The 17,411-nt window shown below is 62.2% G+C and carries 17 protein-coding genes; 10 read left to right on the top strand and 7 right to left on the bottom strand.

Annotated features, from left to right (window positions below):
- The first annotated feature begins 103 nt into the window (after window positions 1–103).
- The 7 genes from NTZ43_12395 (at window position 104) to NTZ43_12365 (ending at window position 6,038) form a co-directional block, all read left to right on the top strand.
- On the top strand, window positions 104–2,200 hold the full coding sequence (locus tag NTZ43_12395) for a chemotaxis protein CheA (protein ID MCX5768010.1): 2,097 nt from the start codon (window positions 104–106) through the stop codon (window positions 2,198–2,200).
- Between the two features lie 89 nt (window positions 2,201–2,289).
- On the top strand, window positions 2,290–2,787 hold the full coding sequence (locus tag NTZ43_12390) for a chemotaxis protein CheW (GenBank protein MCX5768009.1): 498 nt from the start codon (window positions 2,290–2,292) through the stop codon (window positions 2,785–2,787).
- Between the two features lie 10 nt (window positions 2,788–2,797).
- Window positions 2,798–3,619: a protein-glutamate O-methyltransferase CheR gene (locus tag NTZ43_12385; GenBank protein ID MCX5768008.1), complete on the top strand. Its 822-nt coding sequence runs from the start codon at window positions 2,798–2,800 to the stop codon at window positions 3,617–3,619.
- Window positions 3,616–4,149, top strand: coding sequence for a chemotaxis protein CheD (locus NTZ43_12380; GenBank protein ID MCX5768007.1), 534 nt, complete (start codon window positions 3,616–3,618; stop codon window positions 4,147–4,149). The genes NTZ43_12385 and NTZ43_12380 overlap by 4 nt, the downstream gene beginning before the upstream one ends.
- A gap of 1 nt (window position 4,150) precedes the next feature.
- Entirely contained in the window at window positions 4,151–4,579 is a 429-nt protein-coding gene (locus NTZ43_12375; protein MCX5768006.1) for a response regulator, read from the top strand.
- Window positions 4,527–4,973, top strand: a complete 447-nt coding sequence (locus tag NTZ43_12370) for a chemotaxis protein CheX (protein ID MCX5768005.1) — start codon at window positions 4,527–4,529, stop codon at window positions 4,971–4,973. The genes NTZ43_12375 and NTZ43_12370 overlap by 53 nt, the downstream gene beginning before the upstream one ends.
- Before the next feature lie 12 nt (window positions 4,974–4,985).
- On the top strand, window positions 4,986–6,038 hold the full coding sequence (locus NTZ43_12365; protein MCX5768004.1) for a chemotaxis response regulator protein-glutamate methylesterase: 1,053 nt from the start codon (window positions 4,986–4,988) through the stop codon (window positions 6,036–6,038).
- An 89-nt stretch (window positions 6,039–6,127) separates the two neighbouring features.
- On the opposite strand, the gene NTZ43_12360 is transcribed toward NTZ43_12365, so the two are convergent.
- Window positions 6,128–7,576 (bottom strand): tyrosine phenol-lyase, encoded by a 1,449-nt coding sequence (locus NTZ43_12360; GenBank protein MCX5768003.1) that lies wholly within the window; start codon window positions 7,574–7,576, stop codon window positions 6,128–6,130.
- Window positions 7,577–7,713: 137 nt separating this feature from the next.
- Window positions 7,714–8,247 carry a hypothetical protein gene (locus tag NTZ43_12355; protein ID MCX5768002.1) on the bottom strand — a complete coding sequence of 178 codons (534 nt, stop codon included), beginning with the start codon at window positions 8,245–8,247 and terminating at the stop codon, window positions 7,714–7,716.
- Between the two features lie 207 nt (window positions 8,248–8,454).
- Here NTZ43_12355 and NTZ43_12350 point away from each other — a divergent pair, with 207 nt between their 5' ends.
- Window positions 8,455–10,563, top strand: coding sequence for a dehydrogenase E1 component subunit alpha/beta (locus NTZ43_12350; GenBank protein ID MCX5768001.1), 2,109 nt, complete (start codon window positions 8,455–8,457; stop codon window positions 10,561–10,563).
- 17 nt (window positions 10,564–10,580) lie between these two features.
- Window positions 10,581–11,570: a hypothetical protein gene (locus NTZ43_12345; protein MCX5768000.1), complete on the top strand. Its 990-nt coding sequence runs from the start codon at window positions 10,581–10,583 to the stop codon at window positions 11,568–11,570.
- A 20-nt stretch (window positions 11,571–11,590) separates the two neighbouring features.
- On the opposite strand, the gene NTZ43_12340 is transcribed toward NTZ43_12345, so the two are convergent.
- The 5 genes from NTZ43_12340 to NTZ43_12320 are packed head-to-tail and all read right to left on the bottom strand — an operon-like array spanning window position 11,591 to window position 16,640.
- On the bottom strand, window positions 11,591–12,601 hold the full coding sequence (locus tag NTZ43_12340) for a cyclopropane-fatty-acyl-phospholipid synthase (protein MCX5767999.1): 1,011 nt from the start codon (window positions 12,599–12,601) through the stop codon (window positions 11,591–11,593).
- On the bottom strand, window positions 12,598–13,806 hold the full coding sequence (locus tag NTZ43_12335; protein MCX5767998.1) for a cyclopropane-fatty-acyl-phospholipid synthase: 1,209 nt from the start codon (window positions 13,804–13,806) through the stop codon (window positions 12,598–12,600). The genes NTZ43_12340 and NTZ43_12335 overlap by 4 nt, the downstream gene beginning before the upstream one ends.
- Entirely contained in the window at window positions 13,793–14,539 is a 747-nt protein-coding gene (locus tag NTZ43_12330) for a DUF1365 domain-containing protein (protein ID MCX5767997.1), read from the bottom strand. The genes NTZ43_12335 and NTZ43_12330 overlap by 14 nt, the downstream gene beginning before the upstream one ends.
- A 23-nt stretch (window positions 14,540–14,562) precedes the next feature.
- The gene (locus NTZ43_12325) at window positions 14,563–15,801 is read right to left on the bottom strand and encodes an FAD-dependent oxidoreductase (GenBank protein ID MCX5767996.1); all 1,239 of its coding nucleotides are present in this window, start codon (window positions 15,799–15,801) and stop codon (window positions 14,563–14,565) included.
- Window positions 15,801–16,640 (bottom strand): acyl-CoA desaturase, encoded by an 840-nt coding sequence (locus NTZ43_12320; protein MCX5767995.1) that lies wholly within the window; start codon window positions 16,638–16,640, stop codon window positions 15,801–15,803. The genes NTZ43_12325 and NTZ43_12320 overlap by 1 nt, the downstream gene beginning before the upstream one ends.
- Window positions 16,641–16,895: 255 nt before the next feature.
- On the opposite strand from NTZ43_12320, the gene NTZ43_12315 reads away from it, so the two are divergent.
- The gene (locus tag NTZ43_12315; protein MCX5767994.1) at window positions 16,896–17,399 is read left to right on the top strand and encodes a hypothetical protein; all 504 of its coding nucleotides are present in this window, start codon (window positions 16,896–16,898) and stop codon (window positions 17,397–17,399) included.
- Window positions 17,400–17,411: the final 12 nt, after the last annotated feature.

Below are 17,411 nucleotides of genomic sequence, written 5' to 3'. Positions count from 1 at the left end.
GTAGACCTCTCACTTTGTGTGCACTTCGCAGGCAGCATGCCACCCCACGCGGGTTTCGGAACCCTCGTGCCCGTTTCCCTTGGGAACAGGGCACGCCACGCAAATGCCCGATATGTCACTCGACGCGCTCGCCCTACAGTTGATGCAACTCGACGCCGCGGACAACGCCGGCGTCGCTGAGTTCGTGGCTGGGGTGCGCGCCTTCATTGCGCGCGCCGATTTGCCGGACACCCCCCTGTTGGTGGCGCTGGCCGGCACGGCCGATCTGCTTGAAATCTCGCCCGCGGCCCATCGCGGCATCATGTTCGGCGAAGCGGGACGCGCCATCGAGCACCTCATGAACGGCGGCGCCGCTGAACCGGCTGCGGTCGAGATGCCCGACGCCGAGACGATGCCGGACGATATGGATGTGGAGCTCCTCCGCGACTTCATCACGGAGAGCCGGGACATCCTCTGCAGCGCGGAAGCAGCCCTCCTCTCGCTGGAATCGAATCCGACCGACGTCGAGTCGGTGAACACCGTGTTCCGCTCGTTTCATACCATCAAGGGAACGGGCGCCTTTTTGGGGCTGACCGGACTCTCGCGCTTTGCACACCATGCCGAGTCCGTGCTCTCGATGGTGCGCGACAAAGAAATCCAGTACGACTGCCGGTGTGCGGATCTCTCGCTGCGGTCCACCGACATGATCAAGGCGTTTTTGGATTGCGTCGAAACGGGACTCGAGACCGGCGCGTTGATCGCGCCCGTTGGGAGCCACGAGTTAACGCGTGAGTTGGAGCACGCAGCGGCGGGCGAGGTGTTCGACGCGGCGATGATGGATGAACCGAGCGACGCCGAAGCGGCCGAACCGGAATCCGTCGCTACCACGACCGCTTCCGCCGAGCCGACGGCGGCCGAATCACTCGCGTCGGTGATCGCCGCCGTGGCATTCGAGACCGCCGTGTCGGCGCCCACCTCGCAGACACCACAAAAAGCCAAGCCGGACGCGGATCTCTCGGTACGCGTGCGCACCGACAGGCTCGACCGCTTGATTGACATGGTGGGCGAGCTGGTGATCGCGCAGTCGATGATCTCCGGCGACACCGACGTCTCGCAGCACAAGAATCCGGCGCTGGCCCGCAAGATCACGCACGCCGGCAAGATTGTGCGCGATCTGCAGGACTTGTCGATGTCGATGCGCATGGTTCCGCTCAAGGGCACGTTCCAGAAGCTCACCCGTCTGGTGCGCGATCTCGCGCAGAAGAACGGCAAGCTGGTGGAGTTTGTGACGAGCGGGGACGACACCGAAATCGATCGCAACATGGTGGACGCAATCGCCGATCCGCTGGTGCATATGGTGCGCAACGGGCTCGATCACGGACTCGAAGGTCGTGAGGAGCGTGAAGCGGCAGGCAAGCGCGCGCAGGGCACGCTCAAGCTCTCGGCGTTTCACCAGGGCGGCCATGTTGTGGTGGAGCTCAAGGATGACGGCCGCGGGCTGAACCGTGAGAAAATCATCTCCAAGGCAATCGCCAAGGGGCTCATTGAGAGTGAGAAGGGGATGATGGACGGCGACGTCTGGCAGCTGATTTTTGCTCCGGGCTTCTCGACGGCGGACAAGATCACCGACGTCTCCGGCCGCGGCGTCGGGATGGACGTGGTCAAGCGGAACGTGGAGCAGATTCGCGGCCGTATCGACATCACGTCGGAAAAAGGCAAAGGCACGACGTTCACGGTGCGTCTCCCGCTGACCCTGGCGATCACGGACGGCATGCTCGTGCGGGTCGGCGACGAGCGCTACATCGTGCCGACCATCAACATCATGCTCTCGTTCCGTCCGGCGGTGGAGTCGCTGTATACGGTCACCGGCCGCGGGGAGATGGTGCTGCTCCGCGATGCCACGATCCCGATCGTGCGTCTGCACAGGTTGTTTGGCATCACGGGCGCCAAGGAGCGCCCGGAAGAGGCGCTGTTGATGCTGGTCGGCGACGGCGAGCGGCAGTGTGCGGTGCTCGTGGACGAACTGCTTGCCCAGCACCAAGTGGTGGCCAAGACCCTTGGCCGAGGCCTGGATGCGGTGCCCGGTGTGTCGGGTGGCGCGATTCTCGGCGATGGCCGAGTCGGGCTGATTCTCGATGTCGCGCAGATCATTCAGCTCGGCCGTACCGCAGGCAACGAGGACGAGACCCCGATGGCGCAGGACCGTCGATCGATTGCGTAACAACTGTTCCCCCCTCACAACTCTTTCCCTTCGGCGACGCGAGTGATGTCGCCATGCTGGCCGACTTCTCGTCAACTACGGATTCACCTATGAGCACCCTGACCCCGACCGCCGCGCTCGCCCAGTTGGGCGGCAAGTACCTCACCTTCGTCCTCGCGGGCGAGGAGTATGGCATTCAAATCCTGAGCGTGCACGAAATTCTCGGTATGATGCCGGCGACGCGCATTCCGCGGACACCCCACCATATCCGTGGCGTGATCAACCTGCGCGGCAAGGTGATCCCAGTGCTGGATCTCCGCTTGCGCTTCGGCATGCCGGGCATCGAAGACACCGAGACCTCGTGCATTATCGTGGTGGCCGTACAGGGGACGCAGATGGGACTCGTCGTCGATCAGGTCAGCGAAGTGACGACGATTACCCAGGGCGACATTGAGCCGGCGCCGTCGTTTGGTGCCGACGTGCCAACGGACTACATCCTTGGCATTGGCAAAGCTGCCGGCCGCGTGCGCCTGTTGCTCGACATCGACCGCGTGCTCTCAACGGATGAAATCGTCGCGGTCACCGCGGCGTCGGCCAACGTGGACTGATCACTATCCCATGACTGGAATCGCGCCGACAGTGCTAGGGACGCTCGGGAGCGACGATTTCCGTCGCGCCTGTGCGATTGTGTACGATGTCGCCGGCATTTCGATGACCGACGGCAAAGAAGGCCTCGTCTCGTCCCGCCTGTCCAAACGGATGCGCGAACTCGGGCTCGGCAAATACAGCGACTATCTCGATCTCGCGGAACGCGATTCGGCCGAACTCGCGGAGATGGTGGACCGCCTCACGACGAACAAGACGAATTTCTTTCGCGAGAATGCGCACTTCGAGTATCTCCGCGATCGCATTCTGCCGGAGTCGGGCGGGCGCACGCTGCGCATTTGGAGCGCCGGGTGTTCGACAGGCGAGGAACCGTACACCATTGGCATGGTGCTCGCCGAGGCCACCGGCGGCAAGCCGAATGTGCAGATGCTCGCCACAGATATTTCGGCGCGCGTGCTCACCAAGGCTCGCGAGGCGCTGTATTTGCCCGAAACGCTGGCCGATGTCGATCCGGCCCTAGTGCAGCGGTACTTCGAGCCGGCACGGAGCGACGCAGACGGGAAACGGTTTCGCGTGCGCGAGTCGCTGCGTTCGCTCGTGAAGTTCGCGCGCCTCAACCTGATGGATGAATGGCCCATGCGCGGACCGTTTGATGTGATTTTTTGCCGCAACGTGATGATCTACTTTGACCGAAAAACGCAGGAGCGGCTGGTGAACCGGTATTACGATTTACTCGCTCCCGGTGGCACGCTCTTCATCGGGCATTCGGAAACGCTCCACGCGGTGGAACACAGCTACGCCTACCGGGCGCCGGCCGTGTACGTGAAGGCGTGACCAGCCCCGCCCTGAGTCTGCGGCGCGAGCGAGATCTGGTCGTGGGCATGGCCGATATGCGTTGCTCGGCTGAACCGACCGACCGCTTGATCACGTATGCCCTCGGCAGTTGCCTCGCGGTGGCAATCCACGACCCGATTGCCCGCGTCGGCGGGCTGTTGCACGTGATGATGCCGGAGGCATCGATCGACGCGGCCAAGGCCGCCGCGAATCCGGCGATGTTCGTGGACACCGGGATCCCCCAGTTGTTCAAAGCGTGCTATGCGCTGGGCGCCAAGAAGGAGCGCATGGTCGTGATGGTGGCGGGCGGGGCGCACCAGGGAGAGAACGAAGACGACGATCGTTTTCAGATCGGCAAGCGGAACTTCGCGGCGCTGCGCAAGCTGTTTTGGAAAAATGGAGTCATGATTGCGGCGTCAGAAGTCGGCGGATCGCGCCAGCCGCGCACATTGATGATGGATGTCGCCACGGGAGATGTGATGCTCAAGGTGAACGGGCGCGAAATCGCCATGAAAGCAGCAGGAGGCTGAGATGGCATTGAATGTTCTGATTGTCGATGACAGCGCCGTGATGCGCACGATGGTGCTCCGCACGCTGAAGCTCAGCGGCGTGGCGATTGGCGAGGTCTATCAGGCGGCAGACGGCCAGGCTGGGCTTGAGTGCATCCAGGAACACTGGGTCGACCTCGTGCTCCTCGACCTCAACATGCCGCGTATGAACGGTGAAGAACTGCTCGGTGAGATTCGCGGCAATCCTGAGACGGCGAATGTCGCCGTCATCGTCGTGTCGACCGAGGGGAGCGAGTCACGCATCAACCTCATTCACCGGCTTGGCGCGGGATTCGTGCACAAGCCTTTCCGCCCAGAGCAGCTACGGGCGGTCATTCTTCAGCTGACCGGATTGACCGATGACGCAAACGAAACCAGCGCAGTTACATCAGACAGCAGCAGCGACTTTTGAGGACCTCGCGCTGCTCATTCCTCTCGATTTTCTTGAGGAAGAGCAGCGCGAACTCCCTCTGACCGATGGCGTGGTCGTTCGATTTTTTGGCCCCATGACGGGCCGACTTGAACTGCGCGTGTCGGAACGCATCCCGCGCGTGGTGGCAGAAAATATGCTCGGAATCGAAGAGCCCTCGGAACAGCTTCAGCGTGACGCGTTCGGCGAACTCGCCAATGTGCTTACCGGCAATTTGCTGTCCACCATGACGAACGCGGTGGGGGTGTTTCATCTCCGCCCGCCCACGAAGATCGCTCCGGAAATGGGCGCGGAAATTCCCGCCGCCGAGGCTAGCCTCGGGCTTGAGGAAGGACGCGTCAACACCCGACTGTACATCACGTTGGGTGGTCATTAACCAAAGGTTGCTATGATCCGCGTTCTCGTCGTCGATGACTCGGCGCTTGTTCGTAAAATCTTGACGGACGAGCTTTCGAAGCACGATGACATTGAAGTCGTTGGGACGGCGGTCGATCCGTACGCCGCCCGCGACAAGATCGTCAAGCTGCGCCCCGACGTGATCACGCTCGACGTCGAAATGCCGCGGATGGATGGTCTGACGTTCCTCGAGAAGCTGATGAAGCACCTCCCCCTCCCAGTGGTCGTGCTCAGCTCGCTCACGCCAAAAAATTCTGAAACCGCACTTCGGGCGCTCGCCCTCGGCGCGGTGGAAGTGATCGCGAAGCCTGGCTCGTCGTACTCGACGGGCGACGTCGCCGCCAAGCTTGTGCAGGCAGTCCGGAACGCCGCGTCCGCCCACGTCACCAAACGGGCGCCGCTTACGGACGGACCTCGCCCGTCGCTTGCGTCGATGGGTACACTCTCGACCACGCACAAGGTGCTCGCCATCGGCGCGTCGACCGGCGGCACCCGTGCCCTCGAAGAAGTGCTCCGCATGTTGCCACACGACGCACCCGGCACGGTCATCGTGCAACACATGCCGCCCGGATTCACCGACGCTTTTGCGCGCCGACTCGACGGACTGTGTGCGGTAAACGTGCGCGAAGGGCGCGAGGGCGATGACGTCGTCCCTGGCACCGTGCTGATCGCCCCCGGCGATCATCACATGCTGCTCGTCCGGAACGGCGCGCGGTATCAGGTAGTCATCAAGGACGGCCCCCCCGTGCATCACCAGCGTCCGGCCGTGGACGTGCTCTTTCAGAGCGTAGCCCGGAACGCGGGCAAGAACGCCGTCGGCGTGATTCTAACCGGGATGGGCGCGGATGGTGCCGCGGGCCTACTCCAGATGCGGGAAGCTGGCGCGCGTACCATCGCGCAGGACGAAGCCACCTGCGTCGTCTTCGGCATGCCCAAAGAAGCAATCAAGCTCGGCGCCGCCGAGGAGATCGTACCGCTCCCGATGATCGCGCACGCGATTCTCGAAAAGTTCGCCGTGCACGAACCGATCGGCATTGGCGGCTGACCCTGCGTGGGACACGAAAGCGCCCGGGAGCCGAACCATGGCTGCCGGGCGCTTTTGATTTGCGTCACCGCACGGTGATGCGATCCGTGCTATTTGTTCAGCGCGAAATGGCGATCAACGGTCGCGCCGGAATGGACCGCCGACTCCAGCACCACCGGAGCACCCACCGGCTCAAACCGCGCCTGGAAGAACCGCAGATACTCGGGCTCATACGCAAAGCTGAGCCCGTGCACGAGCTTGCGGTCTTCGAAGAGTGAAATGACACTTTCGGTGACGACATCCATATGCGCCTGTGTGTACACGCGGCGCGGAATCGTCAGTCGCACCAACTCGAGCTTCGGGTACCGGTTCTCGCCTGTCACGGGGTCGCGCCCCGCGGAGACCGCGCCGCGTTCCATCGCGCGCACACCGCTCTCTACGTACAGCGCCGCTGCGAGCGCCTGCGCTGGGAACTGATCGCGCGGAATGTGCGGCAACATCGCCGCCGCGTCGAGAAACACGGCATGGCCACCAATCGGTTTGACGATCGGCACGCCGGCCTCCTGAAGCCGCTCACCGAGATAGTACACCTGGCCGATGCGACTCCGGATGTATTCCTCTTCCACCGATTCGCGAATGCCGATAGCCATCGCCTCAAGGTCGCGGCCAGCCAATCCGCCGTATGTGTGCAGCCCCTCGTACACGACCACAAGGTTCTGCGCTTTGGCCGCAATCGCACTGTCGCGCAGTCCCAGCCACCCACCGATGTTCACGAGCGAATCTTTCTTTCCCGACATCGTCGCGCCGTCGGTGAGATCGCAGGTCATCCGCAGGATTTCGGCCACGGTGCGGTCGCGCATCCCTGGCTCCCGTTGCTGCACAAACCAGGAGTTCTCCACGGCACGCGTGGCGTCGAGCATGACCTTGATGCCGCGCGGACGGCAGTACTCGGCCACCTCACGCAGATTGGCGATACTCACCGGCTGCCCGCCCGCCAGGTTCACCGTCACCGCGACGCAGATATACGGCACCTTGTCCGCCCCGACCTTTTGCACGAGGGCGTCGAGTTTCTTGAGATCGACGTTGCCCTTGAACGGATGCTCCGACGCGGGGTCGTGCGCTTCGTCAATGATCACGTCGTGGAACGTACCGCCGGCAAGTTCCTGATGCAGTCGCGTCGTGGTGAAGTACATGTTGCCCGGCACATGGTCGCCCGGCTTGATGAGCAACTTCGACAACAAATGCTCGGCGCCGCGCCCCTGGTGCGTGGGGATCAGTTCTTCGTAGCCGTAAATCTCGCGCACACTGCGCTCGAGATTGTAATAGTTGCGAGAGCCGGCGTAGGCTTCGTCGCCCATCATCATCCCCGCCCACTGGCGGTCGCTCATGGCACTCGTGCCCGAGTCGGTGAGGAGGTCGATGTAGACGTCCTCGGACTTAATCAGGAATGTGTTAAACCCTGCTTCGCGGATATGGCGCTCGCGCTCGGCGCGCGTGGTCATGCGGATTGGCTCAACAACCTTGATCTTCCAAGGTTCGGCCCAGCTACGGTGACGCATTCGTGTATTTCTCCCGCCGCGCAACGAGCGCGACTCCCTGTGTGGTTAGCAACGATGAATGTTGCCCAACCTCACGGCTCGGCGGAGTCAGGGAGTGTGCCAGCGCGATGTAAGGGAAGGTCCATTAACCGCTCCCCTTACGTGTGCCTCAGCATCATGCTCGTCGTGGAAAGCGCGGCCGCGAACAGCAGGCACCCGACCGCGCTCCAAGCTGCCGTGTAGGCAAAACCGCCAAAGTGAAAGGGCGGATCCAGCAGCACGTTGAGGGCGTACGGCATAGAAATCTTGGCAAAGAGCGTCCCGGCGAAAGCGGCCGCAAAGCTCGCCCCAGCGAGGGCGGCGGCTGTGCCCTTGGCGCCGTACGGCGACCGCACCGTCACAATCCCTGAGAGGAGCGCAAAGATTGCCGCGTTGGCGAGGAGCGGGAAGGCCGCGCAGAGCACCGAGAAGGCCTGATCCGCCTCAGGGGCGGGGGCGCAGAGCTCCACCGCCCCTTTGCCGCGGAGGTAGTCGCAGCCCTTCTTGGGAGGCCCCGCCAAGAAGACAGAGCGAAGACTCACCGAGTAGTGCGCCCCTTCCGTCGTCACCGCGGTACCCCACGCACCCTTCAGGGCAAACGCCAGCAGTACCACGGCAAGAAAACAGGCACCGCTGACGAGCGTGGGACGCATCCGGGCACCTTGGTGGGGGTTCGCGCAAGATGCCCAACTGCGGGCCGAGCGTCCAGTCGCGTCACCGTTTTTCGGTCAATGCCGGCATGGTACGCGGAGGCAATATCATCCGCGCCGTGCCTCCCCCGCTCCCTTGGTCACGGCTATCTTTATAAGATTGCCTGCTGCGGAATTCCCGCGGCTCCTTGTCCCTCGCCTTCCAGACGCATGGCCACCACCAGCAAGGCGCGCCGCGCCACCGCCGGCCTCTCCCGCGAGCAGCTCGTCGCGGCATATCGCACGATGCTCATGTCGCGCCGACTGGATGACAAAGAAATCCAGCTCAAGCGCCAAAACAAAATCTTCTTCCAGATCTCCGGCGCTGGGCACGAAGCCGTGCTGACCGCCGCAGGGATGGTGCTCAAGCCAGGCTACGACTGGTACTATCTCTACTACCGCGACCGCGCGCTCTGCCTGCAACTGGGGATGACGGCGGCCGAAATGCTCTACTCCGCCGTGGGTGCCGCCGCTGATCCGAACTCGGGTGGTCGGCAGATGCCAAGCCACTGGGGACACAAGGGGATGAACATCGTCTCCACGTCGTCACCAACGGGCACACAGTTCTTGCAGGCCGTTGGCGCCGCCGAGGCCACGCTGCGCGCGAAGCAGAATGGCGTGAGCGATGCGACCTTCTTGGGCGACGACGTGGTGCTCTGCACCACCGGCGACGGCACGACGAGTCAAGGCGAGTTTTGGGAATCGCTCAACACCGCGTCGAATCTCAAGTTGCCCGTCGTCTACATCGTCGAAGACAACGGCTACGCGATCTCCGTGCCGGTGGAAGTGAACACGGCGGGTGGTTCCATCAGCGAACTCGTCAAGAACTTCCCAGGGTTGTACGTGCAGACGGTGGACGGCTGCGACCTTGTCGCCAGCTACGAAGTCATGCAGAAGGCCGTGCAATACGCCCGTGACCGCAAGGGACCTGCACTCGTACACGCCAAGGTCATTCGCCCGTACTCCCACTCGCTCTCTGATGACGAGGTGATGTACCGCCCCGCCGCAGAGCGCGATGCCGATGCGGCGCGTGATCCCATCACGAACTATCCCAAGTGGCTGGTGGACGAAGGCTTTGCCACCGACGCTGAGATCACCGCAATTCAGGAATCGGTAGACGCCGAAGTGCTCGCCGCGACGGACGACGCGCTCAGCCAGCCGCAGCCCGACGCCAGCACCGTGTACTACGCCGTCTACTCGCCGGACGTGGATCCGACGAGCGAGCAGTTCGACACCGAGGACGATCCGCAGTTCGCCGGCGAGCCGACCACGATGGTGGACATGCTCAACGTCTGCATGAAGGACGAAATGCGGCGCGATCCCAAAATCCTCGTCTTCGGCGAAGACGTGGCCGACGTCTCCCGCGAAGAGCACCTCGGCAAAGTCAAAGGCAAGGGTGGCGTCTTTAAGGTGACGTGGGGATTGCAAAAAGAATTCGGCGGTAGCCGCGTGTACAACACGCCGCTCGCCGAGGCCAATATTTTGGGGCGCGCCATTGGCTTGGCGCATCGCGGCTTCAAGCCCGTGGTCGAAGTACAGTTCTTTGACTACATCTGGACCGCGTACATGCAGATTCGCGATGAACTCGCGACCATGCGGTGGCGCTCGAACAATCAGTTCAAGTCGTCGGTGGTGGTGCGCACGACGTACGGCGGCTACATCCGCGGCGCCATTTACCACTCGCAGACGGGCGCCTCGTTGTTCACGCACTGCCCCGGCCTGCGCGTGGTCTGCCCGAGCAACGCACTCGACGCCAACGGATTGCTCCGCACCGCCATTCGGTGTGATGACCCCGTCATCTTCCTCGAGCACAAGCACCTGTATCGGCAGACGTATAACAAATCGCAGTATCCCGGCCCGAACTTCATGATCCCCTTTGGCAAGGCGAAGATCGTGCACGAAGGGTCGGACGTCACCGTTGTCACGTACGGCGCGACGGTTCAGCGTGCGCTCGTGGCGGCAAAGGAAGTCGCCGAACGTGGCATTAGCGTGGAGGTGATTGACCTGCGCACGCTCTCCCCGTGGGACAAGGAGACCGTGTTCGCGAGCGTCAAGAAAACCAGCCGCGTGATTGTCGCATACGAAGATTCGCTCTCGTGGGGCTATGGCGCAGAAATCTCGGCGGCGATTGCCGACGAGTGCTTTGCGTGGCTCGACGCACCGGTGCGGCGCGTGGCGAGTTCCGACACTTTTGTCGGCTACGCGCCACAGCTCGAAGATGCCATTCTGCCGCAGGTGAGCACCTTTGTGGCGGCATACGAGGAGATCGCGGGCTACTGACCACAAGGAGAGCGACGATGCGCGGTCGGACGTGGAGTTTCGTCGTCGTACTCGCGACCATCGCGTGCTATCTGCCCCCGGGTTCGGGTGCCACGCTCATACCAACCACAGCCGCGCCCTCGGGTGCGGCTGTGGTCGTTCCGGCGCCAACTGCAACGCCTGCCCCGGCCGCGCAGAACCCGTCGCCGATGCAGGAACAGACGCGTCGGCACGAACGACTCGAGCAGCGCGACGACGACGGTGTGCGCTTCGAAATCCACGGCCTGTTGCCGAAACCGCTCGAGGTCTTCATTCCGCAACGGCTCATCGGCGCCGAGCGTGCAGACCTCGACCTTCATTTTATGGGCGGTACGTGGGTACCCAAGCGCGCCGGAGCAACGATGGCGCAGCCGGTGATCGTCGCCGCAACGTACCTCGGCGCTGGCTCCGGCGTGTACGCGCGCCCCTTTGCGGCCGATTCGTTGCTCTATGGAAGAATTCTCGATTCGTTACGCGTCCGACTCGCCACTGTGGCCGGCGCGCCACGAGTTCGTCGCGTGGTCCTGAGCGGCTGGAGCGCTGGCTACGGTGCCATTCGCGAGATTCTCCGGCGTCCCGAGAACGTGTCACGCGTAGATGGCGTGTTGCTCATCGACGGCATTCACGCGAGCTACCTCCCAGAAGGAAAGCCGCTCGCCGAGGGCGGCGTGCTCGACACGGCCGGGCTTGCACCGTTTGCGTCGTTTGCGCGACTCGCGATCGCTGGTCGCAAATCGTTTGTGATCACCCACTCGGAGATTTTCCCGGGCACTTTCGCCAGCACCACGGAATGCACCGACTGGTTGCTCAGCACTCTCGGCCTGAAGCGCACCCCCGTGCTCGAGTGGGGGCCGATGGGCACGCAACTGCTGAGCGACAGCAAGCTGGGCCGATTTGAGATTCTTGGTTTTGCCGGGAACACCGCACCGGATCACGTGGACCAGTTTCACGGCATCGCGACGTTTCTCGCGCGGGTACTCGCTCCGTAGGGGCTCAGACTGAGCGCACGTTATGTGATGCGCTTGCGTAACCGATAATGCGCCACGCCCCACTCCGTACCGTCGGCGTAGCCGAACAGCTCCTCGCACGCGAGAAAGAATAGCCGCCACCGGTGGTACCACTGCCGAGCATCGGAGCCGTAGTGGGCGCGCAGCACGGGCATCACCTCCGCGCGTCGCCGCGCAAGGTTTTCCCGCCATGCCGCGGCGGTCTTCTCGTAATGCGTACCGTCGAACCACCAGCGGTCTTCAACCTGTAAACTGGAATCGAGCCGCGGCAGCAGGTCCCACGACGGCATGATGCCACCCGTAAAGAAGTGTCGCGCCATCCAATCGTTGCGCCCATCTGTCTCAAAGGCATACGCATGTTGGCGGTGCGCGAACACATGAAGAAACACCCGACCATCATCGCGAAGCCACGACGCGACGCGCGCCAGTAATTCCGGCCAGTTCCGCATATGTTCAAACATCTCGACACTCACCACGCGGTCGAATGTCTCCGACGGCGCAAACGCATTCATATCCGCTGTCACGACACGCACGTTGTTGAACCCTCGGCTTTCAATATGCGCGCGTTGCGAGTGAGAGTTCGACACGACGGTAATGCGTGACGCGGGATAGCGCTGTGCCATGTACAGCGACAAGGATCCCCACCCACAACCAAGTTCCAGTACATCTTGACCATCGACGAGACCCGCATGCTCACACGTGCGAGCGAGCATCGCCGTCTCCGCAGCATCCAAATTGTCGACGCCGTGCGGCCAATAGCCGCTCGAGTACTTGAGCTGACGGCCAAGCGCCAGCTCAAAAAGCGCGGCGGGCACTTCGTAGTGTTGCGCGTTCGCGGCTTGCGGCACCGGCGCGATCGGCGCGGGATGCAGCGTGCCAATAAACTCCTCAAGCGACGCCCCCGCTACGGCGTCGCGTAAGCGTTCGGCACAGATCGCGCGAATCGCACGCCGCTCGAGCGCGGTGGGAATGTAGCCGCTCTCCGCGAGGGCGGCTCCAATGGTACTGATCATCGGCGTGCCGCGCCCGCAATAGCCGCTGGCTTTGCAAACGCCAGCTGCACGTCACCGATGGCACTCTCAAGAAATCCGCCCTCGGTGTAGCAGAGATAGAATTCCCACATCCGCATAAATCGGTCGTCAAAGCCCAACGCACGCACCTGATCGGCGCTCGCGAATATCCGCTCGCGCCACGCTCGTAGCGTATCCGCGTAGTGGAGTCCGATTTCGTTCGCGTGGGTCAAGCGCAGGTCGGTGTTGGCGCAGGCCCCGAGCAGCACGGCGACGGAGGGGATGTTGCTGCCTGGAAAGATGTGCTTCTTAATGAAATCCACGGACTGCCGCTGCGCGTCATACCGACGGTCCTCAACGGTAATAGACTGTAAGGCCAACTTGCCGTCTGGCGTGAGCAATGCGGCACACCGTTCAAAGAACGTTCGATAGTACTCATGGCCCACGGCTTCGATCATCTCGATGGAAACCACGCGATCAAAGGTACCGTCGAGATCGCGATAGTCTTTCAATACCACTGCAATGCGGTCAGAGAGTCCAGCGTCGAAGACGCGCTTCGTGGCGAGTTCCAACTGCTCGCGGGAGATGGTCGTCGTGGTCACTCGGCACCCGACCGTTTGCGCCAGGTACACGGCAAAGCCACCCCAGCCGGTGCCAATCTCGAGCACGTGGTGCTCCGAACGCACGTCGAGGAGCGCAATCATGCGATCGAACTTCGCAATGGAGGCCTCGCGCAACGTGGCCTCGGGATGTTCGAACACACCACAGGAATAGGCCATCGTGTCGTCGAGCATCAGCGAAAAGAACTCATTGCTGAGGTCATAATGCGCGGCGATGTTGCGTCGGCTACCGCCTCTGGAATTTCGATTCAGAAAATGCGCGACACGCCGCATCGGTCCTACCAGCCAATTCGCCCCGGACTCCATATTGGCCATCAGGTCGCGGTGGCGCGCCACAAGGCGCACCACACCGGTGAGGTCATCGGTACTCCACCACCCATCCATGTACGCTTCGCTCGCCCCGAGGCTGCCACCAAATGCCAACGATCCATAAAAGCGCCGATCGTGCACGGTCAGTGTGACGGCGGGCGCGAGCGTGTCTCCATAGCGACTCTCGCGATCACCGTCACGGACAATCAGGGCACCGTTCGCCAGAGAGTCAAACAGGCGGTCAACCACGCGATGAGCGATGCGATCAATCCAGAACATGAGTCTGTGAGCTGTTAGGGTGGGGATAGTACGGGACACGACGAAGCCACAATCGGAACGCGTTCCAGTAAATGCCAACGGCAACGCGGACGGTCATTAACGGATAGAGCAGGAGGGCACGCGCCAACGTCACGCCGGTAATGGGTTCGCGTCGCAACGACAGCGTGGCATCAAAGAGCGCATCGCGGCGGGAGAGATTCTGCATATGCACCGCTAGCCGTTCATCCGGCGGCGAAAACTGCCACACGTACTCCAACTCCATCGGGAAAAACGGCGACACATGGAACTGCTTGGGAAAGCGGTATCGTTGCACGCCACGCGGCGAAATGTGTTCGGCGTGCTCGCGTTGCAGGACATAAGAAAACCGTTCGTTCCACGGCGTATTCGTAATTTCCGCCACAATGGCTTCCACCGCTCCGCTGGCATCAAAGCAGTAGTAGAAACTCACGGGATTCATGACGAACCCCCAGTAGCGAAGATGCGTGAGCAGGCGAATGGCGCCGAGGGGACGGCGGCCGACGCGCGCTTCAACGAGATCACGCACGGCCGTATCGAGCGGAACTGCTGGATCGCCGAGGTAGTCCGCACGCCGGAACCAGGCGGGCGCGACGCGACGCGACGACCAGAACCACCGTCCGGCGAAGATCGTGCGCAGCTCGGAGAGGTCCACATACAGCATGAAGACCGGCACCCGCAGTGCGTGTGTCACCGGTGCACGCCGGCGATGGCGCACCACGCCTCGGTACAGCGCACTGTTCACGTGGTGCGCTGTCCGCAGCCGATCTCGTTGACGACAGCCAACGCGCTGGCCACACCGTCTTCGTGAAAGCCATTCCCCCAGTACGCGCCACAAAAGTGGGTGCCCCCGACGCCGCTGATCTCGCTGCGGCGAGCCTGCGCGGCAAAGCCTGCAAGCGTGTAGCGCGGGTGGTGATACACCACTCGGCCGAGCACACGGCTCGGAGCAATGGACTCCGTCCCATTCAACGTGACGCAATACGTCTCTGTGGTGCGGAGCGACTGCAGAATATTCATGTTGTACGTGAGCGACGCGCGCGCGCCTGCTTCCGGCGTGACGTGATAATTCCAGGCACCCCATGCCGCCCGTCGGCGCGGCAACACTGCGGTGTCGGTATGGAGCACGATCGTGTTCTCCTGATACGGTAACGCCCCGAGCACCGCCTGTTCGTCCGGTGTAGGGTCGGCGAGGAGACGAAGCGCTTGATCGCTATGGCATGCGAACACGACGCGGTCAAAGGACTCGCCATTCACGAGCACGGCGCCTGCGACGCGCGACACCGTCCGCACGGGAGTTCCGAGCCGAATGCGGTGTTCAAACGGCCGAATCAGTGCGCGCACATACTGATTCGATCCGCCCACGATGACCCGCCACTTGGGTTGCGTGCGCACGGAGAGCATGCCGTGGTTCTCAAAGAACCGAATGAAGAATTCGGCCGGCATGTCGAGGACTTCGGTGCGCGGCACTGACCAGAGCGCCGAACCGAGCGGCTGCAGGTAGTTCTCACGAAACTGCTGATGATAGTGGCCCTGTTCGAGCAATTCCCCAAGCGTCACATTGCCAAGCCCCGCCCGCAAGGCGAGCACCGACTCGCGATTGAAGCGCACGACGTCCCCCAACATTCGCCAGAAGGCAGGACGCAACGCGTTCGTGGGCTGCGCGAACAACGTGCGAGCACTGTGGGGATTGTATTCGAGTCCCGTGCGATCGTTGCGAACGCTGAAACTCATGTCGGTGGGCTGCGACGCCACACCAAGCGACCGGATCAGTTTCGTAAAGTGCGGATAGTTCGTTTCGTTGAAGACGATGAAGCCAGAATCCACGGCGACGGGTCCCGCCGGCGTCTCGATCGTCCACGTATGGACATGTCCGCCCACGCGCTGATCCGCCTCAAACACCGTGATCTCGTGTGCTGGGTGCAACGCATGAGCCGCCACTAGTCCGCTCACCCCACTCCCAACAATTGCGATGCGCATCAAACCTCCGCGAGCACCCGGGCGGGCACCGGGTGCAGGCTATGAATGATGCCGAGCTGCTCGAGCAGCCGAAGTCCGTAATACGTGACATCGAGTTCCCACCAGAAGAACCCTTGGCGCGTGGCCCCTGGATAGCGGTGGTGGTTGTTATGCCACCCTTCCCCGAGTGTGACCAGCGCGAGCACGAAACTGTTACGACTATCATCGGCCGTGTTGTAGCGGCGGGTCCCCATCGTATGCGCTAATGAATTGATGACGCAGGTTCCGTGGAACAGCACGACCGTACTGATGAGAAACCCCCAGACAAACAGCTGCGCGCCACCGATCAGCCACAGCGTCAGCGCCAACGCGGCGGGCGCGAACAGGTCGTAGCGATCGAGAAATTTTAATTCCGGATAGCGCGCCAGATCACGCACTTGCTCAAAGTCGGTTGGAAAGTTGACTGGCGACGTGATCCAGCCCACATGCGCCCACCAGAACCCGTGCTCTCGCGGCGAATGCACGTCCTGCGCCGTGTCCGCAAATCGGTGATGGTTGCGATGATGAGCGGCCCACCACAGGGGTCCTCGCTGCGTGGCACTCGCCCCGATGACCGCGAAGACGAACTGCGCAGCGCGTGAGGTTTGAAACGTGCGATGCGAAAAGTAGCGGTGATAAAAGCCCGTGATCGCGAACATCCGCACGAGATACAGGCCGATGGCGGTCGCAACCGCCGCAGGACTCCATCCCACCCAGATGACCGCCACGCACGCCAGATGCATCAGCGCGAAGGGGATGATGCGAAGCCAGTCGATCCGATGCTCCGTTTCGATTGCGGCGGGATTGACGGCGGTATCCATCCACGCCCAAAGACTGCGCAACAGGGAAGGCATGTAATAATGAATTGACGACAGTATTGAGGAACCCGCGCAAGCAACTTGAGTTCACTAACAGGTGACGCCAGCAAACGGTTCCGCTCGCGAAGCAGGAAGAAGACGAAGTACCTACCCAATAGTTTGACGACTGTTGTACTCGCAAGCACGGGACCACGCGACCAAGGGAGCGCACGCCGACACGGCGCTCCCATCGTGATGAATAGGTGTTACTTTTTACTTATGACACGCCTTCTCCTCGTCCTGATGGCCATGGTACTTCAACAGCCGGTCGCACGATTTCCCGCCGTGGTATCGAGCAACCTCGAGGGCAAGTCTTTTGACTTACCCCGTGATTTTGCGGGCGACCGCAATGTTGTCTTTGTGGCATTTCTGCAGAAACAGCAGGCCGATGTCGATACATGGATGCCGTTCGTCAAACCACTCGTATCGCGCACACCGGGCACCGAGTTCTACGAACTCCCGACGATCAAGAAGATGATCGGGCTGATGCGGTGGACGATCAACAGGGGAATGTCCGGTGGCATTCCTGACCGTGGCGCGCGCGACCGGACCATCACGCTCTACATCGACAAAGCCCCGTTCAAAGAATCACTCCAGGTGACCGACGAGAACACGATTCACGTGTTCATCGTGGACAAGGCCGGCGCGATACTTTGGCGCACCACCGGGCGGTTCTCCGAGGAGAAGGGCGCCGCACTCGCGGCCGCGCTCATCGCGAAGTAGGGCGAATCTTCT

The sequence above is a fragment of the Gemmatimonadota bacterium genome, assembly GCA_026387915.1.
Lineage (GTDB): Bacteria > Gemmatimonadota > Gemmatimonadetes > Gemmatimonadales > Gemmatimonadaceae > Fen-1231.
Note: the sequence above shows the minus strand (reverse complement) of the source record. Positions and strands in the feature narration are given on the sequence as shown.